Genomic DNA, 15,475 nt, shown 5'->3' on the forward strand with positions numbered 1-15,475 from the left:
CTGAAAGTACCCTGCTTCGCTTCTGCCTCGTGAATTCTGTCAGGCCGCATCGGGGTCGGCAGGAGGAGGAAGTTCTTTAGAGAAAAATGGAGGATCCTGATCTCGTCGTTGGTTGACTGCGCGTTCCAGGACGACGACGGAATCCTTTAAAAGGTCAGCGGCACAGGAAAGTGTGACATGAAGTTGTTGCATGGCATCATCCCATCGGCCTTCTTTTTGCAGTTCCTGAAAACGACGATGTTGTTCTTGGAGGATAGCTTTCTTTGCGTCGAGCATGAGGCGTTCCGCTTCGGTACTGGGTTGACGGTTCATAGGAATTTCCAATCTTTATAAGAAGTTATAGATGATGAATGCTGGTTTTCAGACTATCAGAGCGCCAGAAATCCTTTCAAGAACTCATTGTTTTCAGTTCTGTGCTCTTGTTGGAAAATTGATGACATTCATCGTGGCTCGTGAGTTTTCGAGATACGTGAGTCGTTGTTTGTTCGTGAGAGGACGGAAGGGAATGGACCTCGCGCAGACTGTCTGAACCAAGGGATAGAGGTAGAGTGTGGAAGTTCTAAGCACTCATGATTGAGAGACGGAGGATTGACCCATGTATGAATCATCAACGGAAATGTCAGCGGTCCTCGAGGCGACTGGCGAAGATGGTGGAGACCTCCTACAGCTGGTGAGTTTTCATGTAGGCGAAGAAGAATTTGCGATTGATATCCTGGGAGTCCAGGAAATCATCCGAATGGTCGAATTAACGCCGGTGCCCAATGCCCCGCATTTTGTCGAGGGAGTCATTAACCTCCGAGGAAAGGTTATCCCCATCATCGACTTGCGCTCTCGGTTTGGTCTTCCATCGGCGGAACGGACCAAAGATACGCGAATTATCGTTGTGGAGATTTCGAATACCGTTCTCGGGTTCATCGTCGACTCAGTGGAGGAAGTGCTGCGTCTTCCAGAAAGTTTGATCGAAAATCCACCAAACACCGGACGGGGCGGAAGTTCGGACTTTCACAGAGGTATCGGTCGAGTCGGAGGGCGATTGCTCATTTTGCTCGATCTCGGCCAGATTCTGGGAATAGGAACCTAGGGACAGTTCGAGTGGAATAAGACCATATGGATATTCTTACCATTGTCGGGCTCGTTGTGGCTGCTGGCGCGATTCTCGGTGGTCAGGTGCTGGAGGGGGGGCATATCAGCTCGATCGTACAGCCGACTGCGGCGCTCATCGTCTTCGGCGGGACCATTGGCGCCGTGATGATTAACTATCCGATGTCGATCTTCATGAAAGCGATGGGAAGTTTGGGAATGGTCTTTGGGAATGTATCCGTCGATCAAAAGGGTATCATCACGAAAATCGTGGAATTAGGGAATATTAGTCGCAAACAGGGGCTCTTGGCACTTGAAGGACAGATTAAAAGTCTGACGGATCCTATGATGGCCAAAGGCGTGCAATTGGTGGTTGATGGCACGGAACCTCCCAAAATCCGGGAAATCTTAGAGGTTGAAGTCGAAATGTTCGAGGAAGAATATACCCTGGCAGGAAAAGTCTGGGAATCGTTCGGCAGCTACGCGCCGACTATTGGAATTTTGGGTGCCGTCATGGGCTTGATTCACGTCATGGAGAATCTTGCCGATCCATCATCTCTTGGCGGCGGCATCGCAGTCGCATTCGTCGCGACGATTTATGGTGTTGGCGGCGCGAATCTCATCTTTCTGCCAGCGGGGGGGAAAATTAAATTAAAAGCGAAAGAATTAATCATCGGCAAACTCATGGTGATTGAAGGTCTTGTCTCGGTCGCTCAGGGTGAGAACCCTCGCATGATTGAAGAGAAATTGAGCGGATATCTGTCTGAAGCAGAAAAGAGTAAAAAATAGACGCCCACCGGATTCTCTCTGCACATCTCGTGTAGAGAAAGATGCTACGCGTTCTTGGGCTTCGTGGAGTAAGAAGGCTCCGTCTTGAAAAAAAAACACGAAGAGCATGAGAATCATGAACGTTGGCTGGTGTCATATGCCGACTTTATCACGCTGTTATTCGCCTTCTTTGTCGTGATGTACGCGGTCTCTTCGGTGAATGAAGGAAAGTACCGGACATTGAGTGAATCGATGGTCAGCGCGTTCAGTAATCACAAGCCATTGGGCAACCTGTCGATCATTGAACTGCCATTCGAAAAACGTAAAGAAGTATTGACCACCGACCCTCCAAAAGTCAGGCAAAATGTTCGGGCGTACGTGAAGATCGCTAATGCGATTCAGATGGCAAAGTTACCTGAGGGCGTGACGGTCACGTCAGGCAAACGCGGGTTGAACATTCGCATTGCCGACGATGCCCTGTTTGCCAGCGGCAGCGCGTCTCTTCGACCCGATGTGAAGGAATTTCTCGATTTGATCGCGGGGCTGGTGAAGAACCTGCCTAATTTCATCAGCGTCGAAGGACATACCGATTCTGTCCCGGTTCGAAAAGGGCCTTTCCCGTCAAATTGGGATCTCTCCGCTTCTCGCGCAAGCATCCTGGTGCGGTATTTTACGGAAATTCGCGGCTTGGACCCCAAGCGTTTTTCAGCGACGAGTTTTGCGGAGTTTCGACCGGTCGATACGAACGAGACTGCCAACGGGCGAAGCGCGAATCGCCGGGTTGAAATCGTGATCCTTCGGCATACGCATGCCCCTCATCAACCGTCTCATCCCTTCCTGGATTCGTAGTCTCTCGCCGCTTTTTGTGTTGTGTGAATACCGTTGTGTGTTTTCCTGATAGGCAAAAGATCCTTGCACGGCAAGTTTTGCTCGATCATCATGAACCCCCAAAAAGTTTGAGTGTGAGCAAGATGGAACATGTCTAGGAAATAACTTCATCTTACATGGAAGGATTTTCCTGATTAGCCGATATTCACGACTCCTGTTTGTGATTGTTCACTCCGTTCATTCTGTAATTCGCCCGTTTCCCCAAGTCTAGTGCTGTTTCTTCCATTGGCATGTCCGTTGCTTTTATCCACATCATGATCATTTTGAGGATTAGACGATGAATCGAGGCATTTACCCACCATTAGCCGGGGCCATTTCGTTCGAGCGACGGCTGGAAGTCCTTTCTCACAACATCGGCAATGTCAATACGACTGGGTATAAGAAAGATAAGCCGGTGTTTGAGACCATCCTTGGAGCGGCTTCGGCGAGACCCTACGCCGGGATGGATTTGTTTCCCCGCGTGGGCAACATCATTCCTGAAGTAGCTCAGGGCGCGCTGGAACAAACAGGGCGCGAGCTGGATGTCGGCCTCAATGGGCCGGGGTTTTTTGTCGTCAAGACTGAAGAAGGTAATCGGCATTTTCGAGGCGGCCGTCTTTTTATGAACGAGAGCGGTCAATTAGTGACCCATAGTGGAGATCCCATCCTGGGCAAAAAAGGGCCGGTCACCGTCCCGCCAGGAGCCATCTCTATCGATGCCAATGGGGCGATTAGCGTCAACAATCTTGTCATCGACCAGCTGAGAATAGAGGACATCCCCGCGACGGAAACGCCCGTGAAAGCAGGGGACTTGTACTGGAATATTCCAGCACAGGTGATCGGGGCACCGAACACGACGGTACAGCAGGGCATGTTGGAAAAATCAAACATTAACCCCGGCATGGATCTTGTGGAACTGATTAAAGTGACGCGTGCTTATGAACAAATGCAAAAGGCGATTCAAACGATGGATCAGTTGGCGAGTCAGGTGATCCAAGTGGCGAGAGTACAGGCGTAGATATAGAGGATGTGAGCCGGAAAACGTGAGGTAGAGGGGGCCAACCGACAAGATAGAGGTCCACGGAATATCAGAAAGGCCAGCAAGGAGCAACACACATGATTCGAGCCATGCATACAGCCGCGACAGGAATGTTCGCGCAACAACTCAACATCGATACGATCGCTCATAACCTCGCCAACGTGAATACGACTGGGTTCAAGAGAGGCCGAGCCGAGTTTTCGGACTTACTGTATCAAATTTCACGTTTGCCCGGGTCGAGCGCTTCGGCGGTCGGGGTGTTTCCCGTCGGAATGCAAGTCGGCCTCGGTGTGCGTCCTGTGACCGTTGCCAAAGAGTTTGTCCAGGGAAATTTAAAGCAGACGTTTAATGATCTGGACCTGGCCATAGAGGGGCGTGGCTTTTTCCAGGTCCTGCGTCCTGACGGCACGACCATGTATACCCGTGGTGGTTCGTTTAAGCAAGACAACACCGGCAATGTCGTGACGGGGGACGGCGATACCCTGGTGCCCACCATCACGATCCCATCCGGTGCCCTGAAGGTCGATGTTGGTCAAGATGGCACTGTGTCCGCGCTGCTTCCCGGTGTCGCGACGGCGACACAACTCGGACAAATTCAACTCGTGCGTTTTGACAATCCGGCAGGCCTGGTTGCGCAGGGGAATAATCTGTTTTCCGAGAGTGCGGCCTCCGGAGCCGCGCAACAAGGTACTCCTGGTTTTTCAACGGGGTTCGGACTGATTCAGCAGGGGTTCTTAGAAACATCGAACGTCAATATCGCGGATGAGATGGTGAATATGATCATCGCGCAACGCAGCTATGAATTGAATGCCAAAGCGATCCAGGCCTCGGACGATATGATGCAAGTGGCCAATAATCTCAGGCGGTAAACCATGAACCTTCTCATCATTGTCAGCCTGTTGGTTAGCGCTTTGTCCGGATCGAACGCGTTTGCCCAGGAAAAGGGTGAATTGACAAAGTCTGCCGCAGGTCCATTAGCGAAAACTCCTGTCGTGTCAATTGGAGAGTTGAAAGCGGCGATCGTCAAGAAAATGCAAAGTCGTATTCCTTCTTCCGACATGAAACTGGCTGTTGAAGTGTTGTTCCCAAAGACTCCTGTGCCAGTCCCCAAGGGGCGTATCACCTTACATGTTCCGGACGATCAATTTGGCAATGCGGTGGGGCGTCGTGCGTTTCGTGTGCGGATCACTCTCGACGATACGCCGGTCAAGACGGTGAGTGTGCTCGCTTCTGTCACTCTGGAAACTGAAGTGGTGACGCCGGTACGTTGGATAAAGGTTCACGAGATTTTACGAGAAGAAGATCTTGTGCGAAAGACCGTGAGCCTTCGGACCTTTACCCCAGATATCCTTCGGCGGCTCGACGATGTTGTCGGCAAGCAAGCCACTCGATCGTTGCCTCCTCATCAGCCCCTTTCCGCCTCGTTCGTCTCTGATCCTCCGCTCGTTCATAAGGGCGATCGAGTGATGATCGAAGTGCGGCGTGGAGGCTTATTCATTCAAACGATAGGGGTCGCCAAGGCATCCGGACAATCTGGAGAGCTGATTCCAGTGACGAATCAGTCATCAGGGCGCGAGATTCTCGCCACCATTTTGTCTCCAGGAATCGTTGAGGTCCGATTTTGAAATCTATGTACTCTTGGGTGCCGATCGGAGGCCTTGTGGGGGCGTTGATTCTCATGTATGGGTGTTCCACTCCTCAGCAAACAGTCAAAAGGGTCGAGGAGAAACCCTTTGAGCAGCCGCCGCTCTCTCTTCCCGAGACAACTGGGTCGCTGTGGCAGGAAGAGAACGGCCGGGCCTATCTGTTTGAGGATCGTCGAGCCAGTCGGGTAGGCGATATCGTGGTGGTTCAGATCGTGGAACAGCATCGGGGTTCGAAGACGGCCAGTACGACCGCCGATCGTGAGTCCACGTATAGGAATTCTATCGGAGGCTCCATATTCGGGTTCAATAATTTTGCCTCGACGTTTACGGAAGGACTCGGAATCGATTCAAGCACGCAGAATGAGTTTGAGGGCTCGGGCTCAACGAGCCGGGAAGATACTTTGACCGGTACGATCGCGACACGTGTTACCGAGGTGCTGCCCAATGGAGATCTGCGGATACAGGGTAAGCGTGAAGTGACCGTAAACAGTGAAAAGCAGACGATGATCCTGAACGGCATCGTGCGTCGTATCGACCTGGACACATCAAACAGCGTTCTTTCTTCAGCCGTCGCTGAGGCGAAGATCGAATATACCGGGCTCGGAGTCGTGGATGATGTGCAGCGGCCGGGTTGGCTTGTGCGGATTCTTGATTGGATAATTCCCTTTTAGCAAGGCGTGAGGAATGATACGTGAGTCGCAAGGAGTCTAGATTGCCATACGCTTCATTGACGCATCGTCTGTCTTCTTGTACCTGGTATGTGGTGCTGATGACGGTGATTGGCCTTGTCTCTTCCGCAGATGCAGCCCGCATCAAGGATATCGCGTCAGTTGAAGGCGTGCGCGAAAATCAATTGATCGGTTATGGCCTGGTCGTGGGACTCGATCGTACAGGGGACTCGGTAGTTGGCGGACAGTTCACGGCCCAAGCGATCATGTCCATGTTGAATTCGATGGGTATTAATCTCAAGGTCAATCCTATTCAGTTGTTGACCAAAAACACGGCCTCGGTGATGGTGACCGCCAAGCTTCCTCCATTTGCCCGTCCGGGCATGAAATTGGATATTCAAGTGTCCTCCCTGGCGAACGCCAAAAGTCTGAAAGGGGGGACCTTGTTGTTGACGCCGTTGAAGGCTCCCAATCAACAGGTGTATGCCGTCGCGCAGGGACCGATCTCCACATCCGGGTTTGAGGCCGGCGGGTCCGGAAGTTCGGTAACGAAAAATCAACAATCTGGCGGGATCATTCCAGGCGGGGCTATCGTGGAAAAAGCGGTTGACCTCAACATCGAAGAGTGGAAGTCGTTTTCGTTAACGATTCGACAGGCGGATTTCACGACCTCGCTTCGTGTGGCCGAAGCGATTAACACGCATTTTGGGCCCGGTGTGGCGTTTCCCGTCAGTTCCGGGCAGGTCAAGGTGGGGATGCCGGAATCGTTTCAAGGGAAAATTGTCCAGTTGATCGCGGCCGTGGAAGGTCTGAATGTCGATGTGGACACCCAAGCGAAGGTCATCGTGAACGAGCGAACAGGGACGATCGTGATGGGTGAACATGTTCGTTTATCCAGCATGGCCATTTCCCATGGCAGTCTGACGATCAAAATCAAGACGAAATTCGATGTGTCTCAGCCTGAAGCGCCAGGTCTCGTCGGCAATGCCGCCGGTCAAACAGTTGTCACATCGGAGTCGGATGCCAGTGTGGAGGAAGAGCCTGGACGTGTCATTCAAATCGATCAATCGGTCACGCTGGGCGATTTGGTCAAAGCCCTGAATTTTATCGGCGTTACTCCACGTGATCTTGTCGCCGTCTTGACCGCGGCTAAAGCCGCTGGAGCCCTTCAGGCTGATATGGAAATGATTTAAGTCATGGGGCGCGGGATCAGTGAAAGGAGTGAACGGACATGCTAGACGGAATACTCGGTCTTGGGAATGTGCCGCCGGTTGACGCGCTTCAGTATTCCAAGATTGAAAAGTTTGAGCGTCTTCAGGGTCGTGAAAACATTCGGCAGGCCGCCCAGGAGTATGAAAGTTATTTTCTTGCCTACCTGATGAAAATGATGAGAAATACCGTGCCAAAAGGCTCGTTAACCTCAAATCCGATGGGGGAAACGTTCTACTCCTTCTATGATGAAGAAATCGCCAAGCGGGCGGCTCAGGCCGGAGGTGTCGGACTTGCCGATTTCGTCTTGTCTTCTTTAGCTCAGGAAGGCGCCAAAGCTGGACACATGGAAAGTGAGACCGACCTGGAAGAATCTCAATAGAGTGGAATTGACGTTAAAAACTCACCTTTGGGCATGGTTGTGAGCCGTCCAGTTAAGTTTTTGCTGATTGCCTCCGATACAGGATAATAAAGAAGGAGGCGTGAAATTATGACAATTTCCGGCCTGGATCCCAATGGTGAGCTCGGGCGACTGTTTTCTGCTCTCCAGCCCCGTGCGGTTTCTCACTCCGAGCAGCGCTCCTCGAATCAAGTTCTGAGTGGAGGGCCCCGAGACGATGTGGCCTTGTCAGATTTGGCGAAAGAAGTTCGCGCGGTCACAGCACGAGCGGAACGTGTGCCTGATGTACGTGTCGATCGTGTCCAGGCGAGTCGTGAAGCCGTAGAGTCTCAGCAAGTATTGGCCACGTCCGGTCAAATCGCCGATGCGCTGTCTCGTGAGACGATACTCAACGCGCTCGCCCTATCATAATCCTGCTTGCATCGAGGTGATATGCGATGAACACTGAGAAGCCATGGGGTGAGCTTCAACGCCTATTTCAGGAAGAATGCGCCGCGTACCGTCGACTGGCTGACGTGCTCGAAGAGGAGTGGACGCTGTTAAAGCGGCTTGACCATGCACGGCTACATGATATCTCCGACCGGAAAGAAGACATACTCAAGCACATTGAAGGTTTGGAACGCTCCCGCACTCACTGCGTGCAGCTACTTCATCCGATTGATTCGTCGAAACAATCGCTGGAATGGGTCGTTCATACACAGGTTCCGGAATCCATCCCCGTGAAGCGAATCTTACGGCAGCTCATCTCAATCGGAAAACGCGTCAAGCAGTTGAGCGATCAAAATTCTCGATTGATCAGTCGCGGCCTGCATATCGTACGAGAAGCCATGCAGGTTGTGCATGAAGGGTTAGGGTATCAACCGATGTACGGAGAGACGGGCGGTTTGCGGTTTCCTGGACGTCCGACATCCTTGGATATCAAAGGGTAATCAGAAATGTCTGGGATTGGACACATTTTCGAGATTGGTCGAACGGGGATTCGAGCGCATCAACAAGCACTCGCCACGATCTCTCACAATATCAGCAATATTGAGACTAAAGGGTACTCTCGGCAGGAAGTCGTCCTTGAAACAGCGTCTCCGGCAAATGGTCAAGAAGCTTCCGGGGTCCGGGTTCATGAGATTCGGCGGAATGTCGATGTGTTTTTGGAAGACCAGATTACCAAGCTCAAGGAAGATGTCGGCCGGTTGGATTCCCGTCATAATTTTTTAGTGCAGGCCGATGGCGTCTTTACCGAAAGTGATAATCAGGGCATTGCCCATGGATTGACGGAATTCTTCAACGCCGTTCGTGATGTGGCCACAAACCCTGAAGGCACCGTTCAGCGAACGGTCCTTCTCGGAAAAGGGAATGCGTTAACAGACGAAGTCAATCGCGCTGCCACAGCCTTAGATCAGATTCGACGGGATGCGGATGGCCAAATTGGTCGACATCTGACGACGGTGAACAGTTTAGCGACAGAAATTGCGACGTTGAATGATTCGATCTTCCGGGCTGAAGCCAGCGGCGGGGCTGCCCTTGATCTCCGAGATCAGCGCCAACTCCGCGTCAATGAACTGGCCGAACTGGTCGATGTCTCAGTCGTCGAGGGGAGAGACGGGTTGACGATCAATGTCGGGGGACATTTGTTAGTGGGTGGGAATCATGCCAATACTCTCGTGCAAACGCCAGATGTGGACAACCCGCCGCTCAATGATGTGGCCATCGTTCGGAGTGACGGAACCAATCTGGTGATTACTCCGCGGATAGCCGATGGACGGATAAAAGGCCTTCTGACGCTGCGCGACACGGATATCGTCGGGTTCCAGGATCGTCTGGATCGTACGGTCGCCGTCCTCGTCAACGAGTTCAATCAGCAGCATGAGGCGGGGTATGACTTAGATGGTGATACGGGGAATGCGTTCTTTACGGCATTGAGCCCCGATGCTCCGGTTGCCAGCGATAGCAATACCGGTGGAGCCGAGGGAACGTCCGTCGCCGTATCCACGGCGAGCTCGCTCACATTCAGCACGTATCAAATTTCTTTCACCAACGCGACGACGTTTGATGTGCTGGATACCACGAATGGCACCACGGTGCTCAGCGGGCAGACGTATACGTCGGGGAACAATATCGTGTTTGATGGTCTCACCACGGTGATCACCAATAATACCGGCGCGCCGGCTGCCGGTGACGTCTTTACGGTCAGCGCCCATAAAGGCGCGGCGGCGGATCTGTCTGTAGCCCTCACGGATACCGATGACATTTCGGCCTCCTCGACTGCCGCGGGGGTACCAGGGAATAATCTGAACGCGCTGGCACTCGTCGATATTCATACGACGCGTCAGAGCACTTTGGGCAGCGTGACCTTGAATGACTACCACACCATCACGGCAGGAAATGTCGGGAGCACGACACGAGAAGTGAATCTATCGCTTATCGCCAAAGAGGCCGAGACGGAACAAGTGGAAGCATTCCGCGAGGGTGTATCCGGCGTATCTCTGGATGAAGAACTGACCCATTTATTGAGTTTCCAACGTGCCTTTCAAGCCTCAGCTCGTCTCATTACCCTCGCCGATGATCTGCTCGAAACGGTGCTGGGGCTCGGACGCTAAACGCGGAGGAGTCTTGAGCTAAGGGTCGGAAAAGGCTGATTGCAAGAAAGCTACAAGAATGAGAGTGACTGATCGACAACAAACAGACGCACTGATTACTGCCGTACAGAATATCCGACGAACGATTTATGACCGGCAGGAGCAGGTGTCATCCGGCAAGCGGGTCAATCGTCCGTCTGATGACCCGATTGCGGCCGAGCGCATTAGTCAATTCAAGAATGTGTTGCAGACCACAGAGCGGCGTCTGTTCTCTGTCCAGGAAGCGGTAGGCAGGTTGAACGTGTCCGACAGCACATTCTCGACGGTGGGTCACGCCGTTCAGCGTGGAAGAGAGCTTGCCATACAGGCGCGGAATGATACCAACTCGGGTGTGGAACGGGCAAATATCGCGAAGGAAATCAATCAACTCTTTCAATCACTCTCCGGACTCGCGAACACTCAGTTGAATGGACGTTCCATATTTGCCGGGCACGAAACCCTCACCGATCCGTATGTTCCCGGGACGGTCACGACATCGGTGGGGTCGAACAACACGGGAACCGGCACAATCTCCGGTTCCGTCACGACGGCATCGGCTCTTGAACCGAATCTGTACCAGATTCAATATAACGGGACAAACTACGATGTCCTCAACCTGACAACGGGAGAATCCGAAGTATCGGGCGGGACGAGCCCCCTCACCTTTGACGGGTTGACTGCGACGATAGGCGGGACGCCCAACACGGGAGACGTCTTTTATGCGAGGACCGGCTATACCTATCAGGGCGATTCGAATGCAATCGAGATCGAGATTGGAGACGGAAAAACCGTCAGTTCTAACGTGCCGGGAAGTGCCGTGTTCTCCGGCCCCACGGTGAATATTTTCACAGTGTTCCAGGACTTTCATCAAGCCTTGGTCACGAATGATGAAGACGGTATTGCGGCAGCGATCGCGGGGTTGGATAGTGCCCTTTCCCAGGTCACGAACGCCCGAGCCGATGTCGGTTCGCGAGTCAATCGATTAGAGACTGTTCAGGAAAGCCTCAGTTTGGTGAATGTTAATATCGATTCGCTTCGTTCCGATTATGAAGACGCCGATCTGGCTAAGGTGGCTTCAGAGCTTTCCACGCTCCAGGTAAATCTTCAAGCTTCCTTGTCAGTCCTGACACGTCAATTTGAAACCAGCCTGCTCAATTTTCTTCGTTAGATTTCTCATTTTGCTCCATTCGATGGCTTTAGGAGAATCTTATTCATTCCGATAAGGTCTGTAATGGTGTGCGTTTGAGGTTAATGGGCCCTCGGGTTAGCGTATCTTTGTGGTGGATAATGAGCGTTCGTCTGATAGAAACCTGATCTGGCAGGTCCCCTCGAAATGCATGTTCGTCCGTTTGGTTTTCTGCAACGATTAGTTGGGGTGTTGGATAATACGGCGTTGTGAGCCAGCAGCTTCGGGGCGGTTCAAAAAAGTCTTGGCTCATCTTCCGTGTTTCAGTTCTGTTGAACACTTCATCATGCGAGGGAAGGGGCCATTGGCGAAAATCATGAGCAATGCGAGCCAAGCAGCAAGGCCGAGAACGCCGCTGGCGGCTTTTTTCAACTGCCCCTTGGTTGGTCCTGGCACACGAGGAATCCGGCAATGCGCATATTAGTCGCGGACGATGATCCGATCACGTTGCATATGGTGGTGTACCGAATGCGTCAATGGGGGCATGAGGTCGTGATGTGCACTGACGGGGAAGAGGCCTGGCGCATCTTGGAATCTGATGCGCTCCCGCAAGTGGCGATTTTAGATTGGATGATGCCCGGACTCGATGGCGTGGAAATATGCCGGAGAATACGTACGCGTTCAGGGAATCCTTACGTTTATGTGATTCTGTTGACGGGGCGGGATGATACGGAGGATATGATTACGGGCCTGGAAGCGGGGGCCGATGACTATTTGTGCAAACCGTTTCATTTGGGCGAACTCGAAGCGCGCCTCCGGTCTGGAAAGCGTATCGTGGACCTGCAAACTGAACTCATCGAGGCCCAAGAGTCACTACGAATTCAAGCCATGCAGGATCCACTAACGAAAGCACTCAACCATGGCGCGATCATGGACTATCTCCATCGAGAACTCTCCCGGGCGCAACGGGACGATTTGCCGGTGAGCGTCATCATGGCGGATTTAGACGAGTTTAAGCGAGTGAACGATACGTTCGGACATTTAGCGGGTGATTATGTGCTGGTGGAAGCCACGAAGCGTTTTCGGGATTGTCTTCGTCCCTACGATGCGATCGGTCGGTACGGGGGAGAAGAGTTTTTGATCGTGCTTCCCGGAAGCGATGCTAATACCGCGATGAAACAAGCTGAACGCATACAGGCTTCTCTCTCGGATCACCCCATCCTGCTCTCGAATTCGGCGATTCCGGTGACCGTCAGCCAAGGCATAACGACTTGGGAAGGCACGTGTTCGGATGATGTGAGAGCACTGGTAAGTGCGGCGGATAATGCGTTGTACCTGGTCAAAAGTAGTGGCCGTGACGGGATTGAATTTTTAGCGTTGGATGAAGAACCGCATGCGAGGCCTTTGATGACTCCGAGGCCAAAAGGGTAATGGCCGCATTTCCTCCTTGCTCCCTTAGGACTCTTGCTTTAGAGTTCCTCTTGGACAGGGTGAATGGGATGCGGAAATCCTGTCGATTTAACTTTTAAAGCGCAATAACCGATAAGAGAATATAGAGAAGCAGCAGTGATGCATGGCCCTGGACGAACTTCGTATAATACTCGTGAGGATAGAAGGATTGCGCTATGAATGTGTCGACGAGCCGTTTTGGAACGGTTGAAGTCTCTGAAGAATCCTTGGTGACGTTCGCTTCTGGTCTTGTGGGTCTCCCGACCCATACCAGATATGCGGTGTTTGAGGTCGAGGGAGGAGGGGGCTATCAATGGTTGCAATCGCTCGATGATGAAACGCTGGCTGTTGTCATGATGCCCGCAGAAATCCTCGAACCGGATTTTGTCCGGACGATTCCACAGGAGAGCGTCGCCGAGTTGGATATTCAAGACGATGATCAGGTGTCGATTTCTGTGATCGTGACGATTCCTCCCGGGCAGCCGGATCGAGCGACTGCGAATTTTCGCGCCCCCATTGTCGTAAATCTTCGCACGCGCATGGCCAAGCAAGTGATTCTGCATGAGTCGATTCCCTTGCATGTTCCGCTCATGCCTGATCATGCGAATGACGGTGTAGCGGTCGAAACTGAACAGGTTTGCCTGGAAGGTGCGATCAAGGCATGAAGTGATTCTGGATCGTTTCTTGAAGAGAGACAATTTGGATAAGGTATGTAGGACGACAATTCCAACGAAGATGGCCACGGAAGGCGTATGTTAATCTTAACAAGAAAAAAAGATGAAGCGATTCGTATCGGAGAAAATATTCGAATCGTTCTCGTGCAAGTCAAGGGCGGACAAGTTCGAATAGGCATCGAGTGCCCCTCAGACATGCGTGTGTTACGAGAAGAACTCTATGAAGCGGTTCGGCAAGAAAACATGAATGCCCTTTCAATCAGCCCGGATCAAGTCAAGACCCTTCCACGGCAAGCAGGGGTTGCCCAGCGCAACCAGCCTGATACTTGAACAGATAGCCTTTCCGTTTTCCTCCCCTTTCTTTTTCTGAGTGTTTCAGTCGCGAGGCGTTCTTGTCGTTGTACCGTCAGGCTCTCCTGTTCCTTTCGCGCTTATTGACTCGAGATTTCCAGCCGCTTAGGCAAAATTTGCCTGTTGAAATTCGACCCAACCTCAACTATCCAAGTCTCTGACCGTATCAAATACGTACTGCGTCTTCTCCGATGCCTGAGTGTGGCGTTGGGGAAGTTGATTTGTGGCAGTTAAGACATATCTGCATTCTCGAAAGTCTAAAAAATGTCCCTCGCTTTACTGGCCTGGCATAGGACTTGAATTACGTTCGCTGTCAAGGTAGCCCAGATGTACGATGTCATCATAATCGGGGGCGGGGTGCTTGGTTGTGCTATTGCCCGAAGTCTCACGGCTCAACGAAAAACCGTCTTGATCTTAGAGAAAGAGCTGGATGTAGGACTCCATGCAAGTGGTCGTGGCAGCGGTATCGTGCATTCGGGCTTTCATCACGAACCTGGCACCCTTGCGGCAAGGCTCTGTGTCGAAGGCAACTATGCCCTGAAAAAGTATGCTGAATCACGCCGAATTCCATTCGCACAGATTGGAACGTATGCCGTGGCTACCGATGAGACGCAGGTTCCGGTGCTCGAGAGATTTAAAGGATGGGGTGATCGAAATGGCGTGCCCAACCTTCAACTTGTTCCCGTGTCCCACATACGCCGTCAAGAACCCTCAATTCATGGACATCGCGTTCTCTATTCCGAGACCGGGGCCGTCGTGGATTCCCGTGCGTTCATCAAATCGCTCTTGAATGATGCCCTCAGGGCTGGAGCTCATATTCTCTATTTACAGGAAGTCACGGAGATTCGGGAAGAAGCTGAGGCCGTACATGTCGCGACGCATGATGACCTGCATTCGGCCCAGCGTGTGGTCAATTGTACAGGGGTCTATGCGGATCGTCTCGCTCACTCGATGGGAGTTGGGCTTGAATACCGCATGATGCCGTTTCGGGGGATGTACTTTACCGTGAGAGGAGCTGGTTCACCGATGACGCAGTCAATAGTCTACCCCGTCAAAGAATTCACGTCGCCTGTTGGTGGCGTGTCTGTGAGTAAGACGCTGCAAGGGTCCGTCATCGTGGGGCCGGGATTCTTCCCGACGGTCAATCGTGAAGCCTATGACCGAAGACAAACCCGATTGAAACGAATGACGACCTGGGGGGGACAGCAGGTCATGTGGAAGGCCGTCATACAAAATAGACGGCTCCTTCGGCTGATTTGTCAGAAGGATACAATGGCTGTGGCTCAACAGAATCTCTGGAATGAAGCCAGTCAAGTCATCGAAGGCTTACGTCTCCAAGACTTGTCGCCTAGCCGGCGCGTCGAAATCCGTCCACAGTTAATCAAAACCGACGGCCAACTGGTGGATGATCTTGTCATCGGGACCACTGATCGAAGCATTCACGTCTTGAATATGGTCTCTCCCGGGTTGACGTGCTCTCTTTCATTCGCGAAGTGGCTGACGGATCGAATGCAGGATTCTCGGTATGGATCGAGGTTCAATCCATCGACATTGGCGAGCGTCTCATGAGAGTGAACAGTGAAGCG

Annotated in this window: 18 protein-coding genes; 17 read left to right on the forward strand and 1 reads right to left on the reverse strand. The window is 52.2% G+C overall.

Annotated features, from left to right (window positions below; translation table 11 throughout):
• Window positions 1-39: 39 nt before the first annotated feature.
• Window positions 40-312 (reverse strand): hypothetical protein, encoded by a 273-nt coding sequence (locus MRJ96_12820; GenBank protein ID MDR4502325.1) that lies wholly within the window; start codon window positions 310-312, stop codon window positions 40-42.
• A gap of 283 nt (window positions 313-595) precedes the next feature.
• Between MRJ96_12820 and MRJ96_12825 the strand changes: the two genes are divergently transcribed.
• The 17 genes from MRJ96_12825 to MRJ96_12905 all read left to right on the forward strand — a co-directional run bounded on the left by MRJ96_12825 (window position 596) and on the right by MRJ96_12905 (window position 15,458).
• Window positions 596-1,081, forward strand: a complete 486-nt coding sequence (locus MRJ96_12825) for a chemotaxis protein CheW (GenBank protein MDR4502326.1) — start codon at window positions 596-598, stop codon at window positions 1,079-1,081.
• 26 nt (window positions 1,082-1,107) lie between these two features.
• Window positions 1,108-1,869, forward strand: a complete 762-nt coding sequence (locus tag MRJ96_12830) for a flagellar motor protein (GenBank protein MDR4502327.1) — start codon at window positions 1,108-1,110, stop codon at window positions 1,867-1,869.
• Window positions 1,870-1,953: 84 nt separating this feature from the next.
• Window positions 1,954-2,697 (forward strand): OmpA family protein, encoded by a 744-nt coding sequence (locus MRJ96_12835; protein ID MDR4502328.1) that lies wholly within the window; start codon window positions 1,954-1,956, stop codon window positions 2,695-2,697.
• Between the two features lie 316 nt (window positions 2,698-3,013).
• Window positions 3,014-3,733: a flagellar hook-basal body protein gene (locus MRJ96_12840; protein MDR4502329.1), complete on the forward strand. Its 720-nt coding sequence runs from the start codon at window positions 3,014-3,016 to the stop codon at window positions 3,731-3,733.
• 98 nt (window positions 3,734-3,831) lie between these two features.
• On the forward strand, window positions 3,832-4,623 hold the full coding sequence (gene flgG, locus MRJ96_12845; protein ID MDR4502330.1) for a flagellar basal-body rod protein FlgG: 792 nt from the start codon (window positions 3,832-3,834) through the stop codon (window positions 4,621-4,623).
• A 3-nt stretch (window positions 4,624-4,626) separates the two neighbouring features.
• Complete coding sequence (gene flgA, locus MRJ96_12850; protein ID MDR4502331.1) at window positions 4,627-5,379, forward strand: flagellar basal body P-ring formation chaperone FlgA; 753 nt, start codon at window positions 4,627-4,629, stop codon at window positions 5,377-5,379.
• A gap of 5 nt (window positions 5,380-5,384) precedes the next feature.
• Entirely contained in the window at window positions 5,385-6,071 is a 687-nt protein-coding gene (locus MRJ96_12855; GenBank protein ID MDR4502332.1) for a flagellar basal body L-ring protein FlgH, read from the forward strand.
• A gap of 41 nt (window positions 6,072-6,112) precedes the next feature.
• Window positions 6,113-7,261: a flagellar basal body P-ring protein FlgI gene (locus MRJ96_12860; protein ID MDR4502333.1), complete on the forward strand. Its 1,149-nt coding sequence runs from the start codon at window positions 6,113-6,115 to the stop codon at window positions 7,259-7,261.
• Window positions 7,262-7,299: 38 nt separating this feature from the next.
• Complete coding sequence (locus MRJ96_12865) at window positions 7,300-7,659, forward strand: rod-binding protein (GenBank protein ID MDR4502334.1); 360 nt, start codon at window positions 7,300-7,302, stop codon at window positions 7,657-7,659.
• A 108-nt stretch (window positions 7,660-7,767) separates the two neighbouring features.
• Window positions 7,768-8,088 carry a flagellar biosynthesis anti-sigma factor FlgM gene (locus MRJ96_12870; GenBank protein ID MDR4502335.1) on the forward strand — a complete coding sequence of 107 codons (321 nt, stop codon included), beginning with the start codon at window positions 7,768-7,770 and terminating at the stop codon, window positions 8,086-8,088.
• Window positions 8,089-8,114: 26 nt separating this feature from the next.
• The gene (locus tag MRJ96_12875; protein MDR4502336.1) at window positions 8,115-8,606 is read left to right on the forward strand and encodes a flagellar protein FlgN; all 492 of its coding nucleotides are present in this window, start codon (window positions 8,115-8,117) and stop codon (window positions 8,604-8,606) included.
• Between the two features lie 6 nt (window positions 8,607-8,612).
• On the forward strand, window positions 8,613-10,271 hold the full coding sequence (gene flgK / locus MRJ96_12880; protein ID MDR4502337.1) for a flagellar hook-associated protein FlgK: 1,659 nt from the start codon (window positions 8,613-8,615) through the stop codon (window positions 10,269-10,271).
• A gap of 64 nt (window positions 10,272-10,335) precedes the next feature.
• Window positions 10,336-11,457, forward strand: coding sequence for a hypothetical protein (locus tag MRJ96_12885; GenBank protein MDR4502338.1), 1,122 nt, complete (start codon window positions 10,336-10,338; stop codon window positions 11,455-11,457).
• Window positions 11,458-11,886: 429 nt separating this feature from the next.
• Window positions 11,887-12,846 carry a diguanylate cyclase gene (locus MRJ96_12890; protein MDR4502339.1) on the forward strand — a complete coding sequence of 320 codons (960 nt, stop codon included), beginning with the start codon at window positions 11,887-11,889 and terminating at the stop codon, window positions 12,844-12,846.
• A 194-nt stretch (window positions 12,847-13,040) separates the two neighbouring features.
• Complete coding sequence (gene fliW / locus MRJ96_12895) at window positions 13,041-13,529, forward strand: flagellar assembly protein FliW (protein ID MDR4502340.1); 489 nt, start codon at window positions 13,041-13,043, stop codon at window positions 13,527-13,529.
• Window positions 13,530-13,616: 87 nt separating this feature from the next.
• A complete protein-coding gene (gene csrA, locus MRJ96_12900; GenBank protein MDR4502341.1) occupies window positions 13,617-13,868 on the forward strand; it encodes a carbon storage regulator CsrA in 252 nt (83 codons plus the stop codon).
• A 348-nt stretch (window positions 13,869-14,216) separates the two neighbouring features.
• Window positions 14,217-15,458, forward strand: a complete 1,242-nt coding sequence (locus MRJ96_12905; GenBank protein MDR4502342.1) for an FAD-dependent oxidoreductase — start codon at window positions 14,217-14,219, stop codon at window positions 15,456-15,458.
• The last annotated feature ends 17 nt before the right edge of the window (window positions 15,459-15,475 follow it).

It is taken from the genome of Nitrospirales bacterium, assembly GCA_031315865.1.
In the GTDB taxonomy this organism is placed as follows: Bacteria; Nitrospirota; Nitrospiria; order Nitrospirales; family UBA8639; genus JAGQKC01.